General features: G+C 62.9%; 20 protein-coding genes. 5 read left to right on the forward strand and 15 right to left on the reverse strand.

Annotated features, from left to right (window positions below):
• Positions 1-77 precede the first annotated feature (77 nt).
• Positions 78-677, forward strand: a complete 600-nt coding sequence (locus AKL28_RS00770; RefSeq protein WP_050466142.1) for a porin family protein — start codon at positions 78-80, stop codon at positions 675-677.
• A gap of 75 nt (positions 678-752) precedes the next feature.
• Here the strand turns inward: AKL28_RS00770 and AKL28_RS00775 are convergent, their stop codons facing one another.
• The 4 genes from AKL28_RS00775 to AKL28_RS00790 all read right to left on the reverse strand — a co-directional run bounded on the left by AKL28_RS00775 (position 753) and on the right by AKL28_RS00790 (position 3648).
• The gene (locus AKL28_RS00775) at positions 753-1631 is read right to left on the reverse strand and encodes a cobalamin-binding protein (protein ID WP_050466143.1); all 879 of its coding nucleotides are present in this window, start codon (positions 1629-1631) and stop codon (positions 753-755) included.
• Positions 1628-2467, reverse strand: a complete 840-nt coding sequence (gene panC, locus AKL28_RS00780) for a pantoate--beta-alanine ligase (protein WP_050466144.1) — start codon at positions 2465-2467, stop codon at positions 1628-1630. Before panC ends, AKL28_RS00775 begins: the two co-directional genes overlap by 4 nt.
• A gap of 70 nt (positions 2468-2537) precedes the next feature.
• Positions 2538-3437, reverse strand: a complete 900-nt coding sequence (locus tag AKL28_RS00785; RefSeq protein ID WP_050466145.1) for a segregation and condensation protein A — start codon at positions 3435-3437, stop codon at positions 2538-2540.
• Positions 3438-3447: 10 nt separating this feature from the next.
• A complete protein-coding gene (locus AKL28_RS00790; protein WP_050466146.1) occupies positions 3448-3648 on the reverse strand; it encodes a DUF3460 family protein in 201 nt (66 codons plus the stop codon).
• Positions 3649-3716: 68 nt separating this feature from the next.
• Here AKL28_RS00790 and bamE point away from each other — a divergent pair, with 68 nt between their 5' ends.
• Positions 3717-4244, forward strand: a complete 528-nt coding sequence (gene bamE / locus AKL28_RS00795) for an outer membrane protein assembly factor BamE domain-containing protein (protein WP_050466147.1) — start codon at positions 3717-3719, stop codon at positions 4242-4244.
• 73 nt (positions 4245-4317) lie between these two features.
• Here the strand turns inward: bamE and AKL28_RS00800 are convergent, their stop codons facing one another.
• The 11 genes from AKL28_RS00800 to metG form a co-directional block, all read right to left on the reverse strand.
• Positions 4318-6021, reverse strand: coding sequence for a Na/Pi cotransporter family protein (locus AKL28_RS00800; protein ID WP_050466148.1), 1704 nt, complete (start codon positions 6019-6021; stop codon positions 4318-4320).
• Complete coding sequence (locus AKL28_RS00805; RefSeq protein ID WP_050466149.1) at positions 6018-6809, reverse strand: HAD-IIB family hydrolase; 792 nt, start codon at positions 6807-6809, stop codon at positions 6018-6020. The genes AKL28_RS00800 and AKL28_RS00805 overlap by 4 nt, the downstream gene beginning before the upstream one ends.
• On the reverse strand, positions 6806-7681 hold the full coding sequence (locus AKL28_RS00810; RefSeq protein ID WP_050466150.1) for an endonuclease/exonuclease/phosphatase family protein: 876 nt from the start codon (positions 7679-7681) through the stop codon (positions 6806-6808). The genes AKL28_RS00805 and AKL28_RS00810 overlap by 4 nt, the downstream gene beginning before the upstream one ends.
• Positions 7682-7799: 118 nt before the next feature.
• Positions 7800-8633, reverse strand: a complete 834-nt coding sequence (locus AKL28_RS00815; RefSeq protein ID WP_050466151.1) for a carbohydrate ABC transporter permease — start codon at positions 8631-8633, stop codon at positions 7800-7802.
• Positions 8630-9505, reverse strand: a complete 876-nt coding sequence (locus AKL28_RS00820; RefSeq protein ID WP_050466152.1) for a carbohydrate ABC transporter permease — start codon at positions 9503-9505, stop codon at positions 8630-8632. Before AKL28_RS00820 ends, AKL28_RS00815 begins: the two co-directional genes overlap by 4 nt.
• A gap of 147 nt (positions 9506-9652) precedes the next feature.
• On the reverse strand, positions 9653-10936 hold the full coding sequence (locus tag AKL28_RS00825) for an ABC transporter substrate-binding protein (protein WP_050466153.1): 1284 nt from the start codon (positions 10934-10936) through the stop codon (positions 9653-9655).
• Positions 10937-11022: 86 nt separating this feature from the next.
• Positions 11023-12075 (reverse strand): ABC transporter ATP-binding protein, encoded by a 1053-nt coding sequence (locus tag AKL28_RS00830; RefSeq protein ID WP_050466154.1) that lies wholly within the window; start codon positions 12073-12075, stop codon positions 11023-11025.
• Between the two features lie 110 nt (positions 12076-12185).
• Complete coding sequence (gene glpD, locus AKL28_RS00835; protein ID WP_050466155.1) at positions 12186-13763, reverse strand: glycerol-3-phosphate dehydrogenase; 1578 nt, start codon at positions 13761-13763, stop codon at positions 12186-12188.
• Positions 13760-14752: a sugar-binding transcriptional regulator gene (locus AKL28_RS00840; RefSeq protein ID WP_050466156.1), complete on the reverse strand. Its 993-nt coding sequence runs from the start codon at positions 14750-14752 to the stop codon at positions 13760-13762. The genes glpD and AKL28_RS00840 overlap by 4 nt, the downstream gene beginning before the upstream one ends.
• A 291-nt stretch (positions 14753-15043) precedes the next feature.
• Positions 15044-15523, reverse strand: coding sequence for a GNAT family N-acetyltransferase (locus AKL28_RS00845; protein ID WP_050466157.1), 480 nt, complete (start codon positions 15521-15523; stop codon positions 15044-15046).
• A gap of 39 nt (positions 15524-15562) precedes the next feature.
• Entirely contained in the window at positions 15563-17626 is a 2064-nt protein-coding gene (metG, locus tag AKL28_RS00850) for a methionine--tRNA ligase (RefSeq protein ID WP_050466158.1), read from the reverse strand.
• A gap of 173 nt (positions 17627-17799) precedes the next feature.
• Here metG and apbC point away from each other — a divergent pair, with 173 nt between their 5' ends.
• From apbC to gltX, 3 genes are all read left to right on the forward strand, one after another.
• Positions 17800-18888 (forward strand): iron-sulfur cluster carrier protein ApbC, encoded by a 1089-nt coding sequence (apbC, locus tag AKL28_RS00855; protein ID WP_050466159.1) that lies wholly within the window; start codon positions 17800-17802, stop codon positions 18886-18888.
• A gap of 63 nt (positions 18889-18951) precedes the next feature.
• Positions 18952-19377: a DUF4399 domain-containing protein gene (locus AKL28_RS00860; RefSeq protein WP_050466160.1), complete on the forward strand. Its 426-nt coding sequence runs from the start codon at positions 18952-18954 to the stop codon at positions 19375-19377.
• A 151-nt stretch (positions 19378-19528) separates the two neighbouring features.
• Positions 19529-20929, forward strand: coding sequence for a glutamate--tRNA ligase (gltX, locus tag AKL28_RS00865; protein WP_050466161.1), 1401 nt, complete (start codon positions 19529-19531; stop codon positions 20927-20929).
• The last annotated feature ends 23 nt before the right edge of the window (positions 20930-20952 follow it).

A 20952-nucleotide genomic window follows, 5' to 3' on the forward strand; every position in this document is an offset into this window, starting at 1 on the left:
GTTTTCTCCGCCGACGATATAATGCCGGCCGGGGGTATTCCCTATAAAAATCTGACAAACCTAAGGGATCAATAAGAATGAAGAAAAACGTTTTGTTCGTCGCAGCAATGATGGTCGCCGGTTCGGCCGCTGCCCAAACCGCAGACAGCGGTGTGTATGTGGGCGTGGAGGGCGCTTATGTCTCCGTCAACTCTATCGAGACGCCTAGTGGCGCTCGCAAGACCTCCGAAACCACCGACGTCGGTGCCCTGCGCGCCCTGATTGGCTACCAGTTGAACAAGAACCTGGCGCTGGAACTGGGTTACTTCGCCACCGACGATTTCAAGCAGTCGGGCACCAATTTGGCTGGTACCGCCACCTATGAAACCAAGATTGACGCCAAGGGCGTCGATCTGGCCCTGCTCTACAAGTTCACAGAGTTCGTGCCTGGCCTGTATCTGAAGGCCGGTGCGACCCACTCCAAGGTTTCCTCTTCGGTTACCGCGCGTAGCGGCACCGCCAGTGCCTCGGCCAGCGATTCCGTGTCTGGCGCCGGTTACCTGTTTGGTCTGGGTTACGAGTTCGCCGTATCGCAAAATTTTGGTGCGCGCCTGGGCTATACCCGCTACGAAAAGTTGGGCGGTGAAAGCAGCAACAAGGCCAACATGTTTTCGCTGGGCGTGAAGTACAAGTTCTGATCATCGCATCAGGCTGTACTATAAAAAAATCCCTCCGAGATTCGGAGGGATTTTTATTTCGGCGATCAGGTTGCGTTATTTCCGAGCACGATCTAGCAAATCGCACACTTGTTCTGCCGCATCCAGCACACGCGGTCCGGCACGGTTGAGCCAGTCGGCATTGACCGCGTACAGATGCCCATCACGCACCGCGCGCAGGCGCGGGAACTGGCGCCAGCGTTCCAGCGGCTGGTCTTTGGCATCGCCGGGCGTGAGGATGACCTGCGGATCGGCCGCCAGCACCGCTTCCACGCTGACGGTGGGGGCCAACTGCGGCAGGTCGGCGAAAATATTGCGGCCTCCGCATAGTTTCAGCACCGAGGACACCATGTGGCGGCCGTTGAGCGTCATCGGCGGCTGGCTCCAGATCTGGTAGAACACGCTGACTTCGGTGCGGCCGCGATATTGGGTTTGCAGCGCTTGCCACCGCGCGCGGAAATCCTTGGCGGCAGTATTGCCGATACTTTCGCTGCCGGCCAGGCGCGATAGTTTTTCCAGCGAATCGGCGATCATGCCGAAATCCGCCGGCTGGCTTTCGTAGATGGGGATGCCGAACTCGCGCAGGCGCGCCAGTTGCGAGGGTTTGTTGCCGCTGTGCCAGGCGACGACGAGATCCGGCTTGAGGCTGAGCACGCGCTCCAGGTCGAGGGCGGCGAAGCTGCCGACCGAAGGCAGTTTGGCGGCTGCGGCAGGGAAGTCGCTGAAGTTGCTGGCGCCGATCAGTCTGTCGCCGGCGCCGGCGGCATACAGCAGTTCGGTGACGTGCGGCGCCAGGCTGACGATGCGCCGGGCGGGTTGCGCCAGCGTGACCTCGTTGCCGAGATCATCTTTGACGGTGATGGCCGCAGAAGCCGCGCTCAAAGAGAGCGCAGCGCCGAACAGGAATACGCCTGCCTCGGCGGCGCCCACGTTCAGATTTCCAGGTTGTCGATCAGGCGGGTCGTGCCCAGCTTGGCGGCGGCCAGCACCACCAGCGGTGTGCCTTGCGCCATGTCGCCGGCCGATGGCGGCTGCAGGTCGATGCGTTTGCGCACGGCCACGTAGTCCGGGTTCCAGCCGCGATCCGCCAGGAGCGACATGGCTTTCTTTTCGGCTTCTGCGGTATTCAACTGGCCGCCACGGATTTCATCGGCCACATCGTTCAATACGCGATACAGCAGCGGCGCCTCGGCCCGTTCGTCGGCCGACAGGTAGCCATTGCGGGAAGACAGGGCCAGGCCGTCTTCGGCGCGGTAAGTTTCGGCGCCGATGATTTCGGTGGGCAACGCAAATTGGCGCGCCATGTTGCGCACGATCATCAGCTGCTGGTAATCCTTCTTGCCGAACACTGCCACGCGCGGCTGCACACAGGAGAACAGCTTCATCACCACGGTCGAGACGCCGGTGAAAAAGCCGGGGCGGAATTCGCCCTCCAGGATGTTGCCCAGGTCATCGGGCGGTTGCACGCGGTATTCCTGCGGCTCGGGGTACATGTCCTTTTCGGTCGGCGCGAACAGCACGTAGACGCCTTCCTTTTCCAGTTTCTCGACGTCGTTTTGGAAGGTGCGCGGGTATTTGTCGAAATCCTCGTTGGGGCCGAACTGCAGGCGGTTGACGAAGATCGAGGCCACTACCGGGTCGCCGTGGGTACGCGCCAGGCGCATCAGCGAAAGGTGCCCTTCGTGCAGGTTGCCCATGGTGGCGACGAAGGCGGTGCGCAACTGGCCGCGCAGGTGGTCGCGGAGTTCTTCGATGGAGGAAATGATTTTCATGCGGGTTCTCGGGTTGGAAGGTGGCGCAGTGCGCCGCCGGTATCAGCGAGGGGGATCGTACTCGTCGCGCTCAACTCGGCGAGTACGAGAGTCTGACATAGATGGGGGCGAAGGCTTCGGCCTGGGTGATTTCGATCAGCGTCTCCTTGGCCAGCTCCAGCAAGGCGATGAAGTTCACCACCACCACCGGCACGCCGCGCGATGGTTCGAACAGGTCGGAGAATTCGACGAACCGCGCCGATTGCAGCCGGCGCAGGATGCCGGTCATGTGCTCGCGCACCGACAGTTCTTCGCGGCTGATATGGTGGTGCGCGGTCAGCTTGGCGCGCTTGATCACATCGGCCCAGGCTGCCTTGAGGTCGTTCATGTCGACGTCCGGCCAGCGCGTGACCACGGTCTGCTCGATGTAGACCTGGGTGCGCACGTAATCGCGGCCGACCTGCGGCAGCGCATCCAGCTCCTGCGCGGCCAGCTTGATCTGTTCGTATTCCAGCAGGCGCCGCACCAGCTCGGCACGCGGATCTTCCGGTTCCTCGCCGGTGTCGGCCTTTTTGGCCGGCAGCAGCATGCGCGATTTGATCTCGATGAGCATGGCCGCCATCAGCAGGTATTCGGCCGCCAGTTCCAGGTTCTGCTTGCGGATTTGCTCGACGTATTCCAGGTACTGGCGGGTGACCTGGGCCATCGGGATGTCCAGGATGTTGAAGTTTTGCTTGCGGATCAGATAGAGCAGCAGATCCAGCGGACCCTGGAACGCATCGAGGAAGACCTCCAGCGCGTCCGGCGGGATGTACAGGTCGTTGGGCAGCTGGAACAGCGGCTCGCCGTACAGGCGCGCCAATGCCACGCCGTCGATCACATCGGGCGTGGTGTCCGGTTGTCCTGCGGGGGTGATTTCCAGGGCGTCGGCGTTGCGCTGTTGCTCGCCGGCGCTGCCGGACGGATCGCCGCCGCCTGCGTTTGCCGTCATGCCGCCTTAATTAGTGCGACTGGTAGACGTAAGGCTGTTGCGCAACGCGCGAAGCCTTGTCGCGGGCAGTCTTGTCCAGGTCGACGGGCTCTTTGTCCCACAGCAGGGCGCGGCCGGCGCGTTGCTGTTCTTCCAGTGCCGGATTCTTGGTCTTCAGTTCCTCGATGAACTGGGTGATTTCCGATACGTAGGCGGTTTTCTTGGAGAACATAGTAATTTCGGCCAGGTTGATGCAAAGAGGGTTATTTTACCCTGTCTTTATCAGGGATAATCAAAAGGATGAATAAGCGATTTTTCCAATTTGCCCGCCGTTGCGCCGCTACCGCGGGTGCTCTTGTTGCCGCTGTAGCAATGTTCGGTTGCGACAGCAACGGCAATCCGATCGAGGAGTTCGGCTTGGACAAGCTGCAAAAGGGCGTTTCCACCGAGGCCGACGTGCGCGGCGTGATGGGCCAGCCCGACACCGTCTGGGAGGACGGCAACGGCGCCCGCACCCTGGAGTATCCCAAGGGGCCGGAAGGTATCCGTACCTGGATGTTCGCCATTGGCGCCTCCGGCACGTTGATTGACTACAGGCAAGTCCTGACTCAAGAGAACTTCGACACCATCCGCCCCGGCATGTCGGCCGATGAGGTGCGGCGCATGCTGGGCCGGCCGCGCAGCGTGGTGCAGTTCGTCCGCAAGAACGAAGAAGTGTGGGACTGGAAGTACCGCTATGTGCATGAGGACCGCCTTTTCAACGTGCATTTCGATATCGGCACGAAGCAGGTGGTGCGCACTTCCTTCTCCGAGATATCCGGCCATTGAGCATGCAAGGCATAAAAAAGGCCGGCATCCAATGCCGGCCTTGTCTTTTGCGTGCTGGATTCGTCCGTCGCCGTCAGGGCGGATGCGAATAATCGCCTTCCGGCCTTTCCATCATGCGAAGCCGTTCTTCATCTTCATGGCTGTTTTCCATGCGGCTGTGGCGTAGCAGTCCAGCCTCGTCCAGTACCGAATAGGCCGTCGAGCAGAACAGCGAGTGCATGCGTTTCATATCGCTGATCAGGTCCAGGTGCAGCGAGCTGGTTTCGATGCTTTGCTGGGTCTGGCCGGCCAGGCGGATCAGGTGGCTCTTGGCGTAGGCGCGCTCGAGGTCGCGGAAGGATTCTTTCTCGGCCAGCAGTTTCTGGGCGCTGCGCAGGTCGCCTTCGAGGAACACCGACAGCCCCAGTTGCAGGCTGGCCAGCAGGCGCGCGTGCAACTCGCAGAGTTCTTGCATGCCGGCTTCGGAGAAGGTGCGCTGCGGCGCGATCTTCTTGTTTTCCAGGCCCTTGACGATGCGCACGATGATGTCGCCGGCCTGTTCCAGGTTGATGGTGAGGGTGATGACATCGGTCCAGCGCCGCACTTCGCGGGCCGACAGCTCCTCGCGCGAGACGCGCGCCATATACATTTTCACTTCGGTATAGAGCTTGTCCACGTCATCATCGATGCGGCGGATCTGCTGGGCGCGGATGGTATCGTTTTCACGAATGACCGGCAAAAGGCAGTGCAGCATTCTTTCGATCAAATCCCCGATGCGCAGCACCTCGCGCGAGGCATTGGCCAGCGCCAGGGTGGGCGTATCGATGGCGGCCGGGTCGAGGTGGCGCGAGTGGATGGCATCGTCATCCAGCGGATTCTCGGGCAGCAGGCGTATGCACAGGCGCGCCATGGGTTCCACCAGCGGCAATAGCAGGCCGCAGCGCACACTGTTGTATATCACATGGAATGCCACTACGCCGAAGCGCAGGTCATTGCTGAACTGCGCGATCACCAGCTCAAGCTGGTTGATGAAGGGCAGCACCACGATGGCGCCCGACAGGCGGAACAGCATGCTGCCCAGCGCCACGCGGCGCCCGGCTACATTCTGGCTGGCCGCCGAGAGCAGGGCGGTGACGCCGCTGCCCAGGTTGGCGCCGATCACCAGGCACAGCGCCACCTTCAGCGAGATGATGCCGGACGTGGCCAGCGTGGCCGACAGCAGCACCGCCGCCAGGCTGGAATAGGTCAGCATGGCGAACAGCGCGCCGATCAGTGCATCGAGCAGTACATCCCCGGTCAGCGAAGAGAACAGCACCTTGATGCCGGCCGTGTGCATCATCGGCTGGGTGGCCGATCCGATCAGTTCCAATGCCAGCAGGATCAGGCCGAGGCCGATCACCGCGCGTCCCAGGCGGCCCACGGAGGTGTGGCGGCGCGACAGGTAGACCACTACGCCGCCGAAGATCAGCAGCGGCGATACCCACGACAGGTCGAAACTGAGCACGCCCGTCATCAGCGCGGTGCCGACATCCGCGCCCAGCATGATGGCCAGCGCCGGCGTCAGGCCGACCAGGCCCTGGGCCACGAAGGAGCACACGATGACGGCGGTGGCGTTGCTGCTCTGGACCAGGCTGGTCACGCCCACGCCGGCGGTGAAGGCCATCCAGCGGCGGGTGATGCTGGTCGAGAGGATGCGGCGCAACTGCGCCCCATAGACCCGCAGGACATCCGTGCGCACGATGTGCGTGCCCCACACCAGCAGGGCCAGCGCGGACATCAGGTGCAGCAGGGTAATCATGAGTGCGCCAGCAGATGCCGGGTCAGCTCTGCGAAACCCGCGCCGCAGGGCTCGCGGGTAATGAAATGCGGCGCATGCGCCAGGCGGTCGGTGAATTCGAGCACGTTGGCCACGCCCACCGACAGCGGGAAATAGGCGAACATCGGCGCATCGTTGGGCGAATCGCCGGCGAACACGCAGCGGTTGCGTTCTGCCTTGTCGGCCAGATCGACGCCATAGCGTTCGCGCATCATCAGTCGCGCCATGCTCAGTTTGTCGTAATCGCCGAACCAGCCATTGACGTGGATGGAACTGATTTTCGCGGTCATACCCGATTCCTCCATGATTTGCACGATGCGGTCGATTGCATCGCGCGGCAGCGGCGGCACGTCCTCGCAGAAATCGATCGCCAGATCGTACTGGCGGCAGAACTGGTCGGAAGCGACCGCGCATCCGGGCACTTCATGCAGGATGCGTTCGCATACCGCCGCCAGGCGCTCGGCATTGCCGGCGCGGCTTTCTTCATCAAGAAGATGGCGTGTGCGCAGCTTGCCCGTGTGCGCGTCGTGCCACATATAAAGAGCCCCGTTTTCCCCAATGATACCGTCCACCGGCCACAGGCGTGCGATCTGGTCGCACCATCCGGCCGGACGACCGGTCACGGGGATCACCCGCAGTCCCGCCCGCTGCAATTCTTCCAGGGCTTCATACGCCAGGGCGCTCAGTTTTCCGCCGGTGGTCAGCGTATCGTCGATATCGGTGAACACGGTGGCGACCCGCGCATGCGGCATTTGCTCCAGAGGTCTCATCGCAACTCCAGCAATTGCGGCTGATGGTCGGAGGACTGCGTATGGCCGTCGACTTCAAAGGCGCGTAGATGCGGCAGCAGGTCTTCGCTGGCGAAGATGAAGTCGCAGGTGAACGCTTCGGGCCATTGGTCTCGGTCATATTGACCGACATTGATCGGATGCGCTTGGTTCCCGTGCAGGTGCTGCCAGGCGTCCACCAGGCGCGGCACATGTTGCGACGCATTGCCGTCGCGGCCGGCGAACGGCTCCTGCAGGCGCGCATGCATCGGATCTTCCGGGCGGAAGTTGAAATCGCCGGTAAGGATGGTCTTGGTGGCGTGCGGGAAGACGTGATAGGGCGAGCCGCGGCGGTCCACCGCCATCTCGCCGGCGGCCCGGCCGCAGGTCTCTTCGTGGCAGCGGCGGATGGCCTCCACCTGCGCACGGCGCTGCAGCGCGGAATAATATTCGAGGTGGGTATTCATCACCCGCACCGGGCCCAGCGGCGTGTCCAGCGTCACTTCCAGCAGCGTACGCGGCATGCTGATCACGTTCGGGTCGACCGGCCACGGCAACTGGTGGCGCAACACGCGCTGCACCGGATAGCGCGACAGCACCATGTTGCCGAAGCAGCGGCGCCCGCCGTCGGCGGCGATCACGTCGACGCCGGCGATGGGTACCGGCGTGAAGCCGGGCAGCAATTGCGCGAACTGCTCGAACTGATTTTCGCCGGCGCTGCCGGCCAGGCCCGGCGCCGGATAATTGGCGCCCACTTCCTGCAGGCACAGCACGTCGAAGTCGCCCATGGCGCGTGCGTCGCGCACGATGCGGGCCGGATCCACGTGGCCGTCAATGCCGCGGGCCCACTGGATGTTCCAGCTGATGAGTTTCATTTGTCTTCCTTGCTCTGTTGCCGACTGCGATGTTGCGATGTCGCGCGATGTAGGTGATGCCGTTTTATGGTCTTGCGAAGCGGGCCTCTGCGGGCCCGTCATTGTTTAGATAATTGTTTCAGCGGATGCCGGCGCGCATGAAGGACTGTACAAACTGGCGCTGGAACAGCAGGAAAGCCAGCAGCAGCGGCGCCGAGGTCATCAGGGTGGCGGCGGTGATGATGGACCAGTCCACGCCCTGGTCGGTAGAGGAGAACACCTGCAGGCCAACGGTGAGCGGGCGCGACTCGACCGAGTTGGTGACGATCAGCGGCCACAGGAAGTTGTTCCAGTGGGTGCTGATCGAGACCAGCCCGAAGGCGATGTAGATCGGCTTGGCCAGCGGCACGTAGACCTGCATCAGCACCTGCAGCGCCGAGGCGCCTTCCACCGTGGCGGCCTCGTCCAGCTCGCGCGGCACGGTCTTGAAGGTCTGGCGCAGGAGGAAGATGCCGAAGGCCGAGGCGAAGTAGGGCAGGCCGATCGACAGGATGGTGTCGCGCAGGCCGAGCAGGTTCATGGTGTTGTAGTTCTCGACGATCAGGATGTCGGGCATCACCATCAGTTGCATCAGCACCAGCATGAACATCACATTGCTGCCGCGGAACTCGAAGCGGGCGAAGGCATAGGCCGCCAGCGTGGCCAGCAGCATCTGCGCCGCCAGGATCATGGTCACCAGCAGGAAGGTGTTCAGGAAGTAGCGCGGGAAAGGCGCGGCATCCCAGGCATTGGCGAAGTTCTGCAGCGTCAGCGGGGCCGAGAGCGAAAAGCGCGTGGCGAATTCGGACGGATGGAAGGCGGTCCACACCGCATACAGCAGCGGCAGCAACCACAGGAAGCCCAGCACCCAGGCCGAAATCGTTTCCAGCGCCTGGTTGCGCTCGCCAAAGGGATTGGAAGTCTGCGAGATCATTGGTAATGGGTCCTGCGGTCGAGGATACGGAATTTAATGAAGGCAATGATGCCCAGCATGGCCAGCAGCACCACGGTCAGCGCGGCGGCATAGGACGAGTCCCAGAAGGCGAAGCCGACTTCATAGATGTAGTACAGCAGGAGCGAGCTGGCGTTGTCCGGCCCGCCCTTGGTCATCACCACGATATGGTCGACCAGGCGGAAGGAGTTGATCAGCGCATTGATCAGCACGAACAGCGTAGTCGGCATCAGGAGCGGGAACTGCACCTTCCAGAAGTACTGCCAGCGCGTTGCGCCTTCCAGGCCGGCGGCCTCGGCCAGTACCGGTGAAATCTGCTGCAGCGCGGCCAGGTAGAAGATCATGAAGAAGCCGGCTTCCTTCCAGATCGCCACCACCATCATCGCGCCCAGCACGGTGTCCGGATTGCCCAGCCAGTTATGCGAGGGCAGGCCGAGCGCGGCGGTGATCTGTTCCAGCAGGCCGTATTGCGGCGTGTAGAAGAACAGCCAGATATTGGCTACCGCGATCATCGGCAGCACGGTCGGCGTGAAATAGGCCAGGCGCAGCAGGCTGCGGCCGAACAGGCGGTCGTTGACCCACAGCGCCATCATGATGGCCAGCGCGATCGAGACCGGGATGGTGCCCAGCGCGAACCACAGGTTGTTGAAGAAGGCGCGCCAGAATACCGGGTCGTCGGCCATCAGCGCATAGTTCTCCAGGCCGACGAACACCGACGGGTTGGCACCCTTGGGCGTGGAGAAGAAGCTGTGCCAGATGGTGGCTACGGCCGGGTAGTGGGTGAAGGCGACCAGCAGCACCATGGCCGGCAACAGCAGCAGCCAGGGTGTGACGGAAGAATGGGTACGGTTCATCGGTGACCTTTATGCCTTGTCCGGACGGCAAGGGCGCAGCAGCGTGCGCCGAAAAATTCAAGTTTGAAACCCCGGCCCGCGAGGCAGCCCCGGCCGCAAGGACGAGGGGCTGCGGCGGGCCGGTTTTACAGCGGGTGCCGCACAGGCTTAACGGCCGTAGGAACGCAGGATGCGGTCCGATTCGCGCTGGGCGTCCTTCAACGCCGCTTCCGGCGTCTTGGTACCGGACAGGGCGGCTTGCAGGTTGTCGTTCAGCGCCTTGGTCACACGCTGGTTGTCATGCGTCGACAGCTCGGCCACGCCGTACTTCATCTGCTCGCGCGCCACATCGGCGGCTGGTACTTCCTGCAGGTACTTCTTCATTTCTGGCGTATCCCAAGCATCCTGGCGCGGGGCCACGTAGCCGGTGGCGATCGACCATTGCGCCGCGCGCGCCGGTTCGGTGGCGAAGCGGATGAACTTCATCGCCGCCTTTTGCTGCTCCGGCGAGGTCTTGTTGAAGACGTAGAAGTTACCGCCGCCGGTCGGGCTGCCCGGATGCTTGTTACCCGGCAGCATGGCCACGCCGAACGGGAAGCTCGCGTTGCTGCGGATGTTGGTCAGGTTGCCGGTGGTGGTCCACACCATGGCGGCCTTCTGCTCCAGGAAGTCCTTGGGCGTGGTGCCCCACTCGATCGTGCCGGATGGCATTACCTTGTCCTTGGCGGCCAGGTCGACCCAATGCTGCAGCGCCTGAACCGCGCCCGGCTTGTCGAAGTAGGTCTTGGTGCCGGCACTGTTCATCAGGATGGTGTCGTTGGACGCGGTCATGGCCTGGAACATCCAGTAGCCGAAGCCGGTCGAGGGGATCTTCACGCCCCACTGGCTGACGTTGCCCGATGCGTCGCGCTTGGTCAGCTTCTTGGCGGCTTCAACCATGTCGGTCCAGGTGGCGGGCGCCTTGTCCGGGTTCAGGCCGGCTTCCTTGAACAGGTTCTTGTTGTAGTACATGACGATGGTCGAACGCTGGAACGGCACGCCCCAGGTCTTGCCGCCGGTCTGGCTGTTCTCCATGAAGCCCTTGTAGAAGCCGTCAATCCAGGGCTTGTCGTTGGCCAGGCCATCGATGGGTACGATGGCGTTTTCATCGATCAGGGTGAACAGGTCGGTGGACAGCAGCACCGCCAGCGTCGGCGGAGTGCCGCTCTTGAATGCGGTCAGCGCCTTGACGATGCTTTCCTGGTAGGTGCCGGCATAGACTGCCTTGACCTTGATGTCCGGGTTGGCCTTTTCGAAGTCGGCCACCATGCTGTCGATGGTCTTGGTAACGGCGCCGCCGACGGCGACCGGGTAGTAGAAGCTGATTTCGACCGGGTTGGCGGCGAAGGCGCTGGCGCCGAAAACGGCGCTGACGGCCAGGGCGGCCACGGATTTCAGAATTGCTCTACGCATGATTGCGTCTCTCCCATAAGGTTGAAAAGTTGGTTGCAACTTGGCGGTTGCTATTGTTGGGTCTCACTCTGCCGGCATGGGCCGGTTTAGTTGGGATGACGTCGCATCCCGGTCTGCCTGTCGAAGAAATACTGATCCTTTGCGTCCCAGTTGAGCCGGACGCGGTCGCCTGCGCGCAGCGACAACTGGCCGGGTACGCGCACCAGCAATGCCGCGTCGCCGACCTTGGCGCCGATGATGGTGTCGGCGCCGAAATATTCGACCGTCTCTACTACCGCCGCCACGCCCGCCTCATTCAGGGTGATGTGCTCCGGGCGCAGGCCCAGTTGCCATTGTTCGCCGCCGCTGCCGGTCGTCACCGCCGGGCCATCGCTGCCTTCGATGACCAGGCCGCCAGCACTCTGCACCAGCGGCAGGATGTTCATCGGCGGCGTGCCGATGAAGCGTGCTGCAAAGACCGTGGCCGGCTGTGCGTACAGTTCGGCCGGCGGCGCGTTCTGTTCGATCTTGCCGTCGCGCAGCAGGATTACCTGGTCGGCCATGCTCATCGCCTCGGTCTGGTCGTGGGTGACGTAGATCATGGTCATGTTGAGTTGCTGCTGCAGGGCGCGGATCTCGCGCCGCATCTCTTGCCGCAGCTGGGCGTCGAGGTTGGACAGCGGCTCGTCCATCAGGCACACCGGTGCGTCGGCGATGATCGCCCGGCCCAGCGCCACGCGCTGCTGCTGGCCGCCGGACAATTGGCCCGGGCGGCGATCCAGCAGGTGCGACAGGCCGAGGATGTCGGCCACGCGTTTGAGGCGCGGTTCAAAATCCTGCTTGGGTTCCTTGCGCACGCGCACGCCGAACAGGATGTTGTCGCGCACGTTCAGATGCGGGAACAGCGCGTATGACTGGAACACCATGGCGATCTTGCGCTGCGCCGGCGGCAGGTTGGTGACGTCGCGCTCGCCGATGCGGATGGTGCCGGTAGTGGGAATGTCCAGCCCGGCGATCAGGCGCAGGGTGGTCGACTTGCCGCAGCCGGACGGCCCCAGCAAGACGGTGAAATCGCCCGACTTCACTTCGAAGTCGATGCCCTTGACGGCCTGGGCTTCGCCCCAGCTCTTGGTAATGCCTTGCAACGAAATTGCTGCCATCCCGCGTTCCCCTTGCTATTCGGTCGGTGTCTCTTGGTGCTGATCCGTTCATTGCAGCAGGACTGCGCTGAACGGCTGTAATCGTTTTCACGCGCGGCGTGAAATCCTGCTCAATCGTTCTTGGCCTGCATGCGGCTCGGGCAAAAGCGGTTGACGCTGAATTCGGTAAACCAGGCCTTGAACTCCTGCCGCTGCTGTTCGGTCATGTGCAGGCCGCACTTGGTGCGGCGCCACAACACATCGTCGGCTTCGCAGGCCCATTCATGCACGGCCAGGTATTCCACTTCGCGCTGCCGCAGTCCGCCGCCGAAATCGCGTCCCAGTTCGGCGGAGGTTTGTGCTTCCCGCAGGATGCTGTGGCTCTTCAAGCCGTGGCGGGAAAACAGGCGCGCCAGATAGGCGGCATCGAGCTGCGCATACTTCTTTTGCAACCGTGCCACTTCGTCGGCCCGGTCGGCGCGCTTGAACTTGGCGCCGGGCAGGGCCTCGGTCGCGGTCCAGGAGGCGCGGTGCGCGCGGCTTTCCATCCAGGGCGCCAGCTTGTCCATGACCGACTCGGCCAGGCGGCGGTAGGTAGTGATCTTGCCGCCGTAGACCGAGACGCAGGGCAGTTCGCGTTCGGACTGCAGCACCAGCGTGTAGTCGCGGGTGACGGCCGACGGATTGTCGGATTCGTCGTCGAACAGCGGACGCACGCCGGCGTAGCGCCAGGCGATGTCCCGTTCGTTGATCGGGTGTGCCAGGTATTGGTTGACCGCGCGCAGCAGGTAGGCCTCTTCCTCGGCGCTGATCTGCGCGCCGTGGTCCATGTTTTCTTGCGGGACGTCGGTGGTGCCGATCAGGGTGTAGCGTTCTTCATAAGGAATCATGAAGACGATGCGCTTGTCATCGTTCTGCAGGATGTAGGCGTGTTCACCGTCGAACAGGCGCGGCACCACGATATGGCTGCCGCGCACCAGCTTGACGGCGGCGTGCTTGGCCTGGTCGCCGGGGCTTGCATTGAGCAGATGATCCATTTTGGCCACCCAGGGACCGGCCGTATTGACGATGGCGCGCGCCTGCACGGTGCTGCGTTCGCCGGTGCGGGTGTTTTCCAGCGTGCAGACCCAGCGGTTGTCGCCGCCGTCCTGGGATTCGCTGCGCTGCGCATCGACCAGGCGGGTGCGCGCCATGATTTCGGCGCCGTACTCCTGTGCGGAGAGCAGGTTGAAGATGACCAGCCGGGCATCGTCGACCCAGGCATCGGAATAGGCGAAGCCGCGCGTGATGCTCTTTTTCAGGCCGCTGGGATGCACCATGCGGTTCAGATGCACGCCCCTCGATTTGGGCAGGCTGATGCGGCCGCCGATGTGGTCGTACAGCCAGAGGCCCAGGCGGATCATCCAGCGCGGGCGCAGGCCGGCCACGTGCGGCATGACGAAGCGCAGCGGCCAGGCGATGTGCGGGGCGATGTCGAGCAGGTGTTCGCGTTCGGACAGCGCTTCGGCCACCAGCCGGAATTCGTAGTATTCGAGATAGCGCAGGCCGCCATGGATCAGCTTGGTGCTGGCCGAGGAGGTCGCGCCGGCGAAGTCGGCCTGTTCGCACAAGGCCACCGACAGGCCGCGTCCGGCGGCATCGCGCGCCACGCCGGCGCCATTGATGCCGCCGCCGATCACCAGGATGTCGTAAAGGTGGTTGGTATTCATGTCGTGCTTTCCTTGCCGTCGGCTGCGCGGATCTGTTCCACCAGCAGGCGTGCGCTCGGCTCGTCGATCACCAGTTCATTGATGAAGCCGCCTTGCAGCGCTGCGCGCAGGCCCGGGATCTTGCCGCGGCCCGACACCACGCAGATCGAATGCGCGGCGCGCTGGAAGCAATCCATGTCGGGGCCGCTGCTGCGCGCGTTGAGTGCGACGTCGCGCCAGCTGCCGTCTTCGCGGAAGAACACGGTGGCGATATCGCCTACCAGGCCTTCTTCCCGGATCAGCTTGCGCTCTTCGTCGGATAAATAGCCGCCGGTATGGACGTGGCTGCCGGTGGCTTCGGCGCCGATGGAGAACAGCAGGATGGAAGCGCTGTCCTGCAGCGCGCGGATGGATTTGATGCTTCTTTCGCGCCACAGCGCGGTGCGGGTGTCGGCGTAGTCGAAAAAGGCCGGCACCGGGAAATGGTGGGCGCGCGCGCCGTAGTTCTGCGCGAAGCGCGAGACGATGGATTCGCCGATGGTATTGACGAAATTGAGGCCGGTGCCGGAGCCGTTCAACTGCACCACGTCGACATCATGGACGTGCTTGGGCAGCAGCCTGTCGGCGATTTCGGCCACGGTGGTGCCCCAGGCCAGGCCGATCACGGTGGACGGCGCCACCAGCGAACTGACATAGGCGGCGGCATGTCCGGCCACGCGCTGCAGGGTTTCCTTCTCGGTGGCGGCGGCCGAGACCGGCACCACCTGGATCGAGCGCAACTGGTAGCGTTCGGCGATGGCGGTTTCGAGGTTGCCGGAGACTTCCTGCGGATCGTGCACGCGGATTTCCACCAGGCCGCGGTCCAGTGCATAGGACAGCAGGCGCGACACCGTAGCGCGCGAAGTGCCGATTTCCTCGGCGATCGCGGCAGTGGTCATGTTCTGGAAGTAATACAGGCGCGCTACGCGCACGGCCATGTACGCTGTTTCCTGGCGTTCCCCGTTAGCCATTTTTCTCGCTTGAACGAATGATCATTAATATTGAACGTTTGTAACAATAATGAAATTGATGCGATAAGTAAAGGCTTATCGATGTGGCTCTGCAGCAGTTGGGGATAGTAATGAGCTTTTGTTACGGCTTGATGAACGAATGTTCTGAGGATTTTTGAGGGAGGGAAGCGGCAGGATTCATCCCGCACAGGGTGGGGCTTGACGCCTGCTGCCATGCGCCGGGCTGCATGCATTGCGCCAGAAAAAAAGCGACGCCAGGCGTCGCTTTTGATCGAGGGAGAGCCGTCCGGCTCAGTACCGCATTACCCGGCGCATCACGATAGGCGGCGCTTCGTTCGGGTTGGCGCGGGTGTATTCGAGTTCGGGGGCGATTTCGAAGCCGAAGGCGGCATACAGGTCGACCAGTTGCGCCTGGTCGGTACGCACGGCCAGCCGCAGCTCGCGCACATCGGCGGCCTGGGCGCGGTGGATTAGCGCTTCCATCAGGTGCTGCGAGAGGCGTTCGCCGCGGAAGGCGGGCGAGATGCCCATGCGGCGGATTTCCCAGACATCCCGTTCGGTATCCAGCGGCAGCCAGCGCACCGAGCCGGCGGGAATTTCCCCGCGTAGCAGGATGAAGGCGCCGCCATGCTGCAGGTCTTCGATGACGTGGTCCGGCTCCTCGCGGTGGCCGGACGAATTCGGAGCCACCTTGTTGGCCCAGCTGGTGCGGGTCAGTTCCGCAATCAGCAGGGCATCTTCAGAGGTGGCTTCGCGTATCAGCAGTTCCATGGCGTCGTCTGGTCTTCCCGTATTGCAGGCACTTGCCGATCAGCGCACGCGCATGCCCGGTTCCGCGCCGGGCCACGGGGTGAGTACATAGATGCCCGGATTGGCCTTCTCATCCTTGGCCGACGCCGCCAGCACCATGCCTTCGGAGATGCCGAACTTCATCTTGCGCGGCGCCAGGTTGGCCACCATCACGGTCAGCTTGCCGACCAGCTCTTCCGGCTTGTAGGCCGAGGCGATGCCGGAGAACACGTTGCGGGTTTTGCCTTCGCCGGCGTCCAGCGTCAGGCGCAGCAGCTTGGTCGAGCCTTCCACTGCTTCGCAGTTGACGATCTTGGCGATGCGCAGGTCGACCTTGGCGAAGTCGTCGATGGAGATTTCCGGCGCCAGCTCTTCGATGCCGCTCTCTGCTGCAGCAGGTGCGGCGGCAGCAGGTTCAGGGGCGTCGAACAACGCATCCAGCATCTTCGGGTCGACGCGTTGCATCAGGTGCGCGTAGGCGTTGATCACGTGGCCGTCGGCCAGCGGCGCACTGACGTCGCTCCACTGGAAGGGCTGCACGTTGAGGAAGGATTCCACTTGCGCAGCCAGTTGCGGCAGCACCGGTTTCAGATAGACGGTCAGGATGCGGAAGGCTTCCAGCAGGCGGCTGCAGACTTCGTGCAGTTGCGCGTCGCGGGCGGTGTCCTTGGCCAGTTCCCACGGCTTGTTGGCGTCGACGTAGGCGTTGATGGCGTCGGCTTGTTCCATCACCAGGCGCAGGGCCTTGCCGTATTCGCGCTGCTCGTACAGCGAGCGGATGTCGCCGGCCACGCCGCGTAGCTTGGCGAGGAAAGCGTCGTCGCCGGTCGCCCACTGGGTGGAGACACGGCCGTCGAAGCGCTTGGCGATGAAGCCGGCCGCGCGGCTGGCGATGTTGACGTACTTGCCGATCAGGTCGGCATTGACGCGGGCGACGAAGTCGTCCGGGTTGAAGTCGACGTCTTCCACCTTGGCGTTGAGCTTGGCGGCGATGTAATAGCGCAGCCATTCCGGGTTCATGCCGATATCGAGGTAGCGCAGCGGCGAGATGCCGGTGCCGCGCGACTTCGACATCTTTTCGCCGGAGACGGTGATGAAGCCGTGGGCGAACACGTTGGTCGGCGTCTTGCGGCCGGCGAACTTGAGCATGGCGGGCCAGAACAGCGTGTGGAAGTAGGTGATGTCCTTGCCGATGAAGTGGAACTGCTCGGTCTTGTCATCGGCCATGAAGGCGTCGAAGTCGCGGCCGGTCTTGCTGAAGTAGTTCTTCAGCGAGGCCAGGTAGCCGATCGGCGCGTCCAGCCAGACGTAGAAGTACTTGCCCGGCGCGTCCGGGATCTCGATGCCGAAGTAGGGGGCGTCGCGGGAAATGTCCCAGTCGCCCAGGCCGCCTTCGCCGTCCAGCCATTCGCGGCACTTGTTGGCCACTTCCGGCTGCAGGCGATTGTTGTCCAGCGCCCATTCGCGCAGGAAGGCCACGCACTTTGGGTCCGACAGCTTGAAGAAGAAGTGCTCGGACGACTTCATCACCGGCGTCGCGCCCGACAGGGTCGAGTACGGATTCTTCAGGTCGGTCGGCGAATAGACCGCGCTGCAGTTCTCGCAGGAGTCGCCGTACTGGTCCTTGGTGCCGCACTTGGGGCACTCGCCCTTGATGTAGCGGTCCGGCAGGAACATGTTCTTGACCGGGTCGAAGAACTGGTCGATGGTCTTGGTCGAGATCAGCTTGGCTTCGTCGCGCAGGGCGCGGTAGATCTCTTGCGACAGTTCGTGGTTCTCGGGGCTGTCGGTAGAGCTCCAGTTGTCGAAGGCGATGTGGAAGCCGTCCAGGTATTGCTTGCGTCCGGCAGCGATGTTGGCCACGAACTGCTGCGGCGTCACGCCGGCCTTTTCGGCCGCGATCATGATCGGCGCCCCGTGCGCGTCGTCGGCGCCGACGAAATGGACTTCATTGCCCTGCATTCGCTGGAACCGGACCCAGATGTCGGCCTGGATGTACTCCATGATGTGGCCGATGTGGAACGCGCCGTTGGCGTAGGGGAGTGCGGTCGTGACGAAGAGTTGGCGGGGTGCTGAAGTGCTCATTGGCAATGCTGGCTGTGCGGAGGTGAAAGGGAAAAACGATCATTCTATCAGCCACGGCGCAATGAGCGCAGAAGTTGCTCCTTTGGAAATGGGAATTGCCGGTTTCCAGGGCCGGGCGCGAGGCGGCCAAAGGCCGATTGGTTTAGACTTGCGGCATTCATGAAGGAGAGTCAATGAGCATCACCGTGGAAGAAGTCAAGGCGGCCCTGTTGCAGGTGATCGATCCCAATACCGGCCGCGATCTCATCAGCGGCAAGGAAGCCAAGAACATCCGCGTCGAGGGTGGCCGCGTGCTGCTGGACGTGGAGCTGGGCTATCCGGCCAGGAGCCAGGTCGAACCGATCCGCCGGCTGGTGGCCGATGCGCTGGGCAAGCTGCCGGGTGTCGCCGGCGTCGAGGCCAACGTGTATTTCAAGATCGTCGCGCATGCGGTGCAGCGCGGCATCAAGTTGAAGAGCAACGTCAAGAACATCATCGCCGTGGCCTCCGGCAAGGGCGGCGTGGGCAAATCCACCACCGCGGTCAACCTGGCGCTGGCGCTGGCGGCCGAGGGCGCGCAGGTCGGCATCCTGGATGCCGATATCTACGGCCCTTCGCAGCCGATGATGATGGGCATTTCCGGCCAGCCGGAAACCAAGGACGGCAAGACCATGGAGCCGCTGGAGAACCACGGCCTGCAGGTTTCCTCGATCGGTTTCATGATCGACCCCGACGAGCCGATGGTCTGGCGCGGCCCCATCGTCACCCAGGCCCTGCAGCAGTTGCTGGACCAGACCAACTGGCGCGACCTGGACTACCTCGTGGTCGACATGCCGCCCGGCACCGGCGACGTGCAGCTGACCCTGTCGCAGAAGGTGCCGGTGACCGGCGCGGTGATCGTCACCACGCCGCAGGACATCGCGCTGCTGGACGCGCGCAAGGGCTTGCGCATGTTCGAGAAGGTCGGCATCCCGATCCTGGGCATCGTCGAGAACATGAGCATGCACGTGTGCTCCAACTGCGGCCATGCCGAGCCGATCTTCGGCGTGGGCGGTGGCGAGAGGATGTGCGCCGACTTCGGCGTGGATTTCCTGGGCGCCTTGCCGCTGACCATGGAGATCCGCCAGCAGACCGATTCCGGCACCCCCACCGTGGTGGCCGACCCGGATGGCAAGGTGGCGGAAATTTACAAGAACATTGCGCGCCGTGTCGCGGTCAAAGTGGCCGAGAAGGCCCGTGACATGACCAGTAAATTCCCCAGCATCGTGATCCAGAACGACTGATGACGATGTGGGTCATGAGCAGGGGAACGTTGTTCCATCCATTTAAATAAAAGGAGATTGCCCATGATTACCCATCGCTATCCGCGCCTGCTCAACAGCGTGTTCGCGGCGTCGCTGCTGATGGCCGGCCTGGTGTCGTCGGCAGCGTATGCCGCCGACAAATCGGTTTCCATCCTTGAGCCCAAGGATGGCGCCACCGTTTCCAGTCCGTTCAAGGTGAAGTTTGGCGTCACCGGAATGACCGTGCATCCCGCCACTGAAATCATCGAAGGCACCGGCCACCATCATTTGCTGATCAACATGGGGCCGATCAAGGAAGGCGAGGTCATCCCCATGGATGCTACCCATTTGCACTACGGCAAGGGACAGACCGAGGCCGAAGTGACGCTGCCGCCCGGTCAGTACAAGCTGACCGCCCAGTTCGCCAATGGCGCGCACCAGTCCTATGGGCCGGCCATGGCCAAGACCATCAATATCACTGTGAAGTGAGCGTAGACAGGTTCCGATGCATCCGGGCGCCGCGCCGGCATGGCGTGGCGGCCCTCAAAGGCAGTAAAATACCGGTTTTCCGATTGACGACCCTTCACCGTTCGACGGCTTTGGCGTGCCAAGGCCGTTTTGGTTTTTACCTGCCCCGACCATGACCGCAACCACTGTCCGTACTCGCTTCGCTCCCAGTCCCACCGGCTACCTGCACCTGGGCGGCGCCCGCACCGCGCTGTTCTCGTGGGCCTATGCCCGCCGTTTCGGCGGCACTTTCGTGCTGCGCATCGAAGACACCGACCTGGAGCGTTCGACCCCGGAAGCGGTGCAAGCCATCATCGAAGGCATGCAATGGCTCGGCCTGGAGCATGACGAAGGCCCGTTCTACCAGATGAAGCGCATGGACCGCTACCGCGAGGTAGTGGCGCAGATGCTGGAGCAGGGCACTGCTTACTACTGCTATTGCTCGCCGGAAGAAGTCGAAGCCATGCGCGAGCGCCAGCGCGCTGCCGGCGACAAGCCGCGCTACGACGGTACCTGGCGTCCGGAGCCGGGCAAGACCCTGCCGGCCATTCCTGAAGGCCGCAAGCCGGTGGTGCGCTTCAAGAATCCGCTCGATGGCGAGGTCACCTGGAACGACGTGGTCAAGGGACCGATCACGATTTCCAATCGCGAAATGGACGACCTGGTCATCGCCCGCCCGGACGGCACGCCGACCTATAACTTCTGCGTGGTGGTGGACGACTGGGACATGAAGATCACCCACGTCATTCGCGGCGACGACCACGTCAACAACACGCCGCGCCAGATCAACATCCTCAAGGCGCTGGGCGGCACGCTGCCTGAATACGGCCACGTGCCGATGATCCTTGGGGCCGATGGCGAGAAGCTGTCCAAGCGCCACGGTGCGGTGAGCGTGATGGACTATCCGGCGCAAGGCTACCTGCCGGAAGCGATGCTGAACTATCTCGCCCGCCTGGGCTGGAGCCACGGCGACGACGAGATCTTCTCGATGCAGCAGTTCTGCGAATGGTTCGACCTGGATCACTTGACCAAGGCGCCGGCGCAGTTCAATCCCGAAAAACTGAACTGGCTCAACAACCACTACATCAAGCTGGCCGACAACGCGCGCCTGGCGACGCTGGTGCGTCCGCTGCTGGAAAAGGACGGGGCTTCCTTCGAGGGCGCGCCCGATCTGGATGCGGTGATTGGATTGTTGAAGGACCGTGCCAACACCATCAACGAGATTGCGGCCGCGGCCCTGATGTTCTACCGCCAGCCGGCGCCGGAAGCGGCGCTGGTCGAGCAGCACATCACCGAAGCCATCAAGCCGGCGCTGGCCGAATTCGCGCAGCGTTGCGCCACCGTCGAATGGACCAAGGAAGCGATCGCGCCGATGATCAAGGAAGTGCTGGCCGCGCACAAACTGAAGATGCCGCAGCTGGCCATGCCGCTGCGCCTGATCGTGGCAGGGCAATTACAGACGCCTGCGATCGACGCCGTGCTGCAATTGTTTGGCCGCGATGTGGTGTTGGCGCGCCTGAAAAATACTCTTTAAAAAATAAATGAGGGTTTTTCAAA

The sequence above is a fragment of the Herbaspirillum chlorophenolicum genome (genome assembly GCF_001189955.1).
GTDB lineage: Bacteria > Pseudomonadota > Gammaproteobacteria > Burkholderiales > Burkholderiaceae_D > Herbaspirillum > Herbaspirillum chlorophenolicum.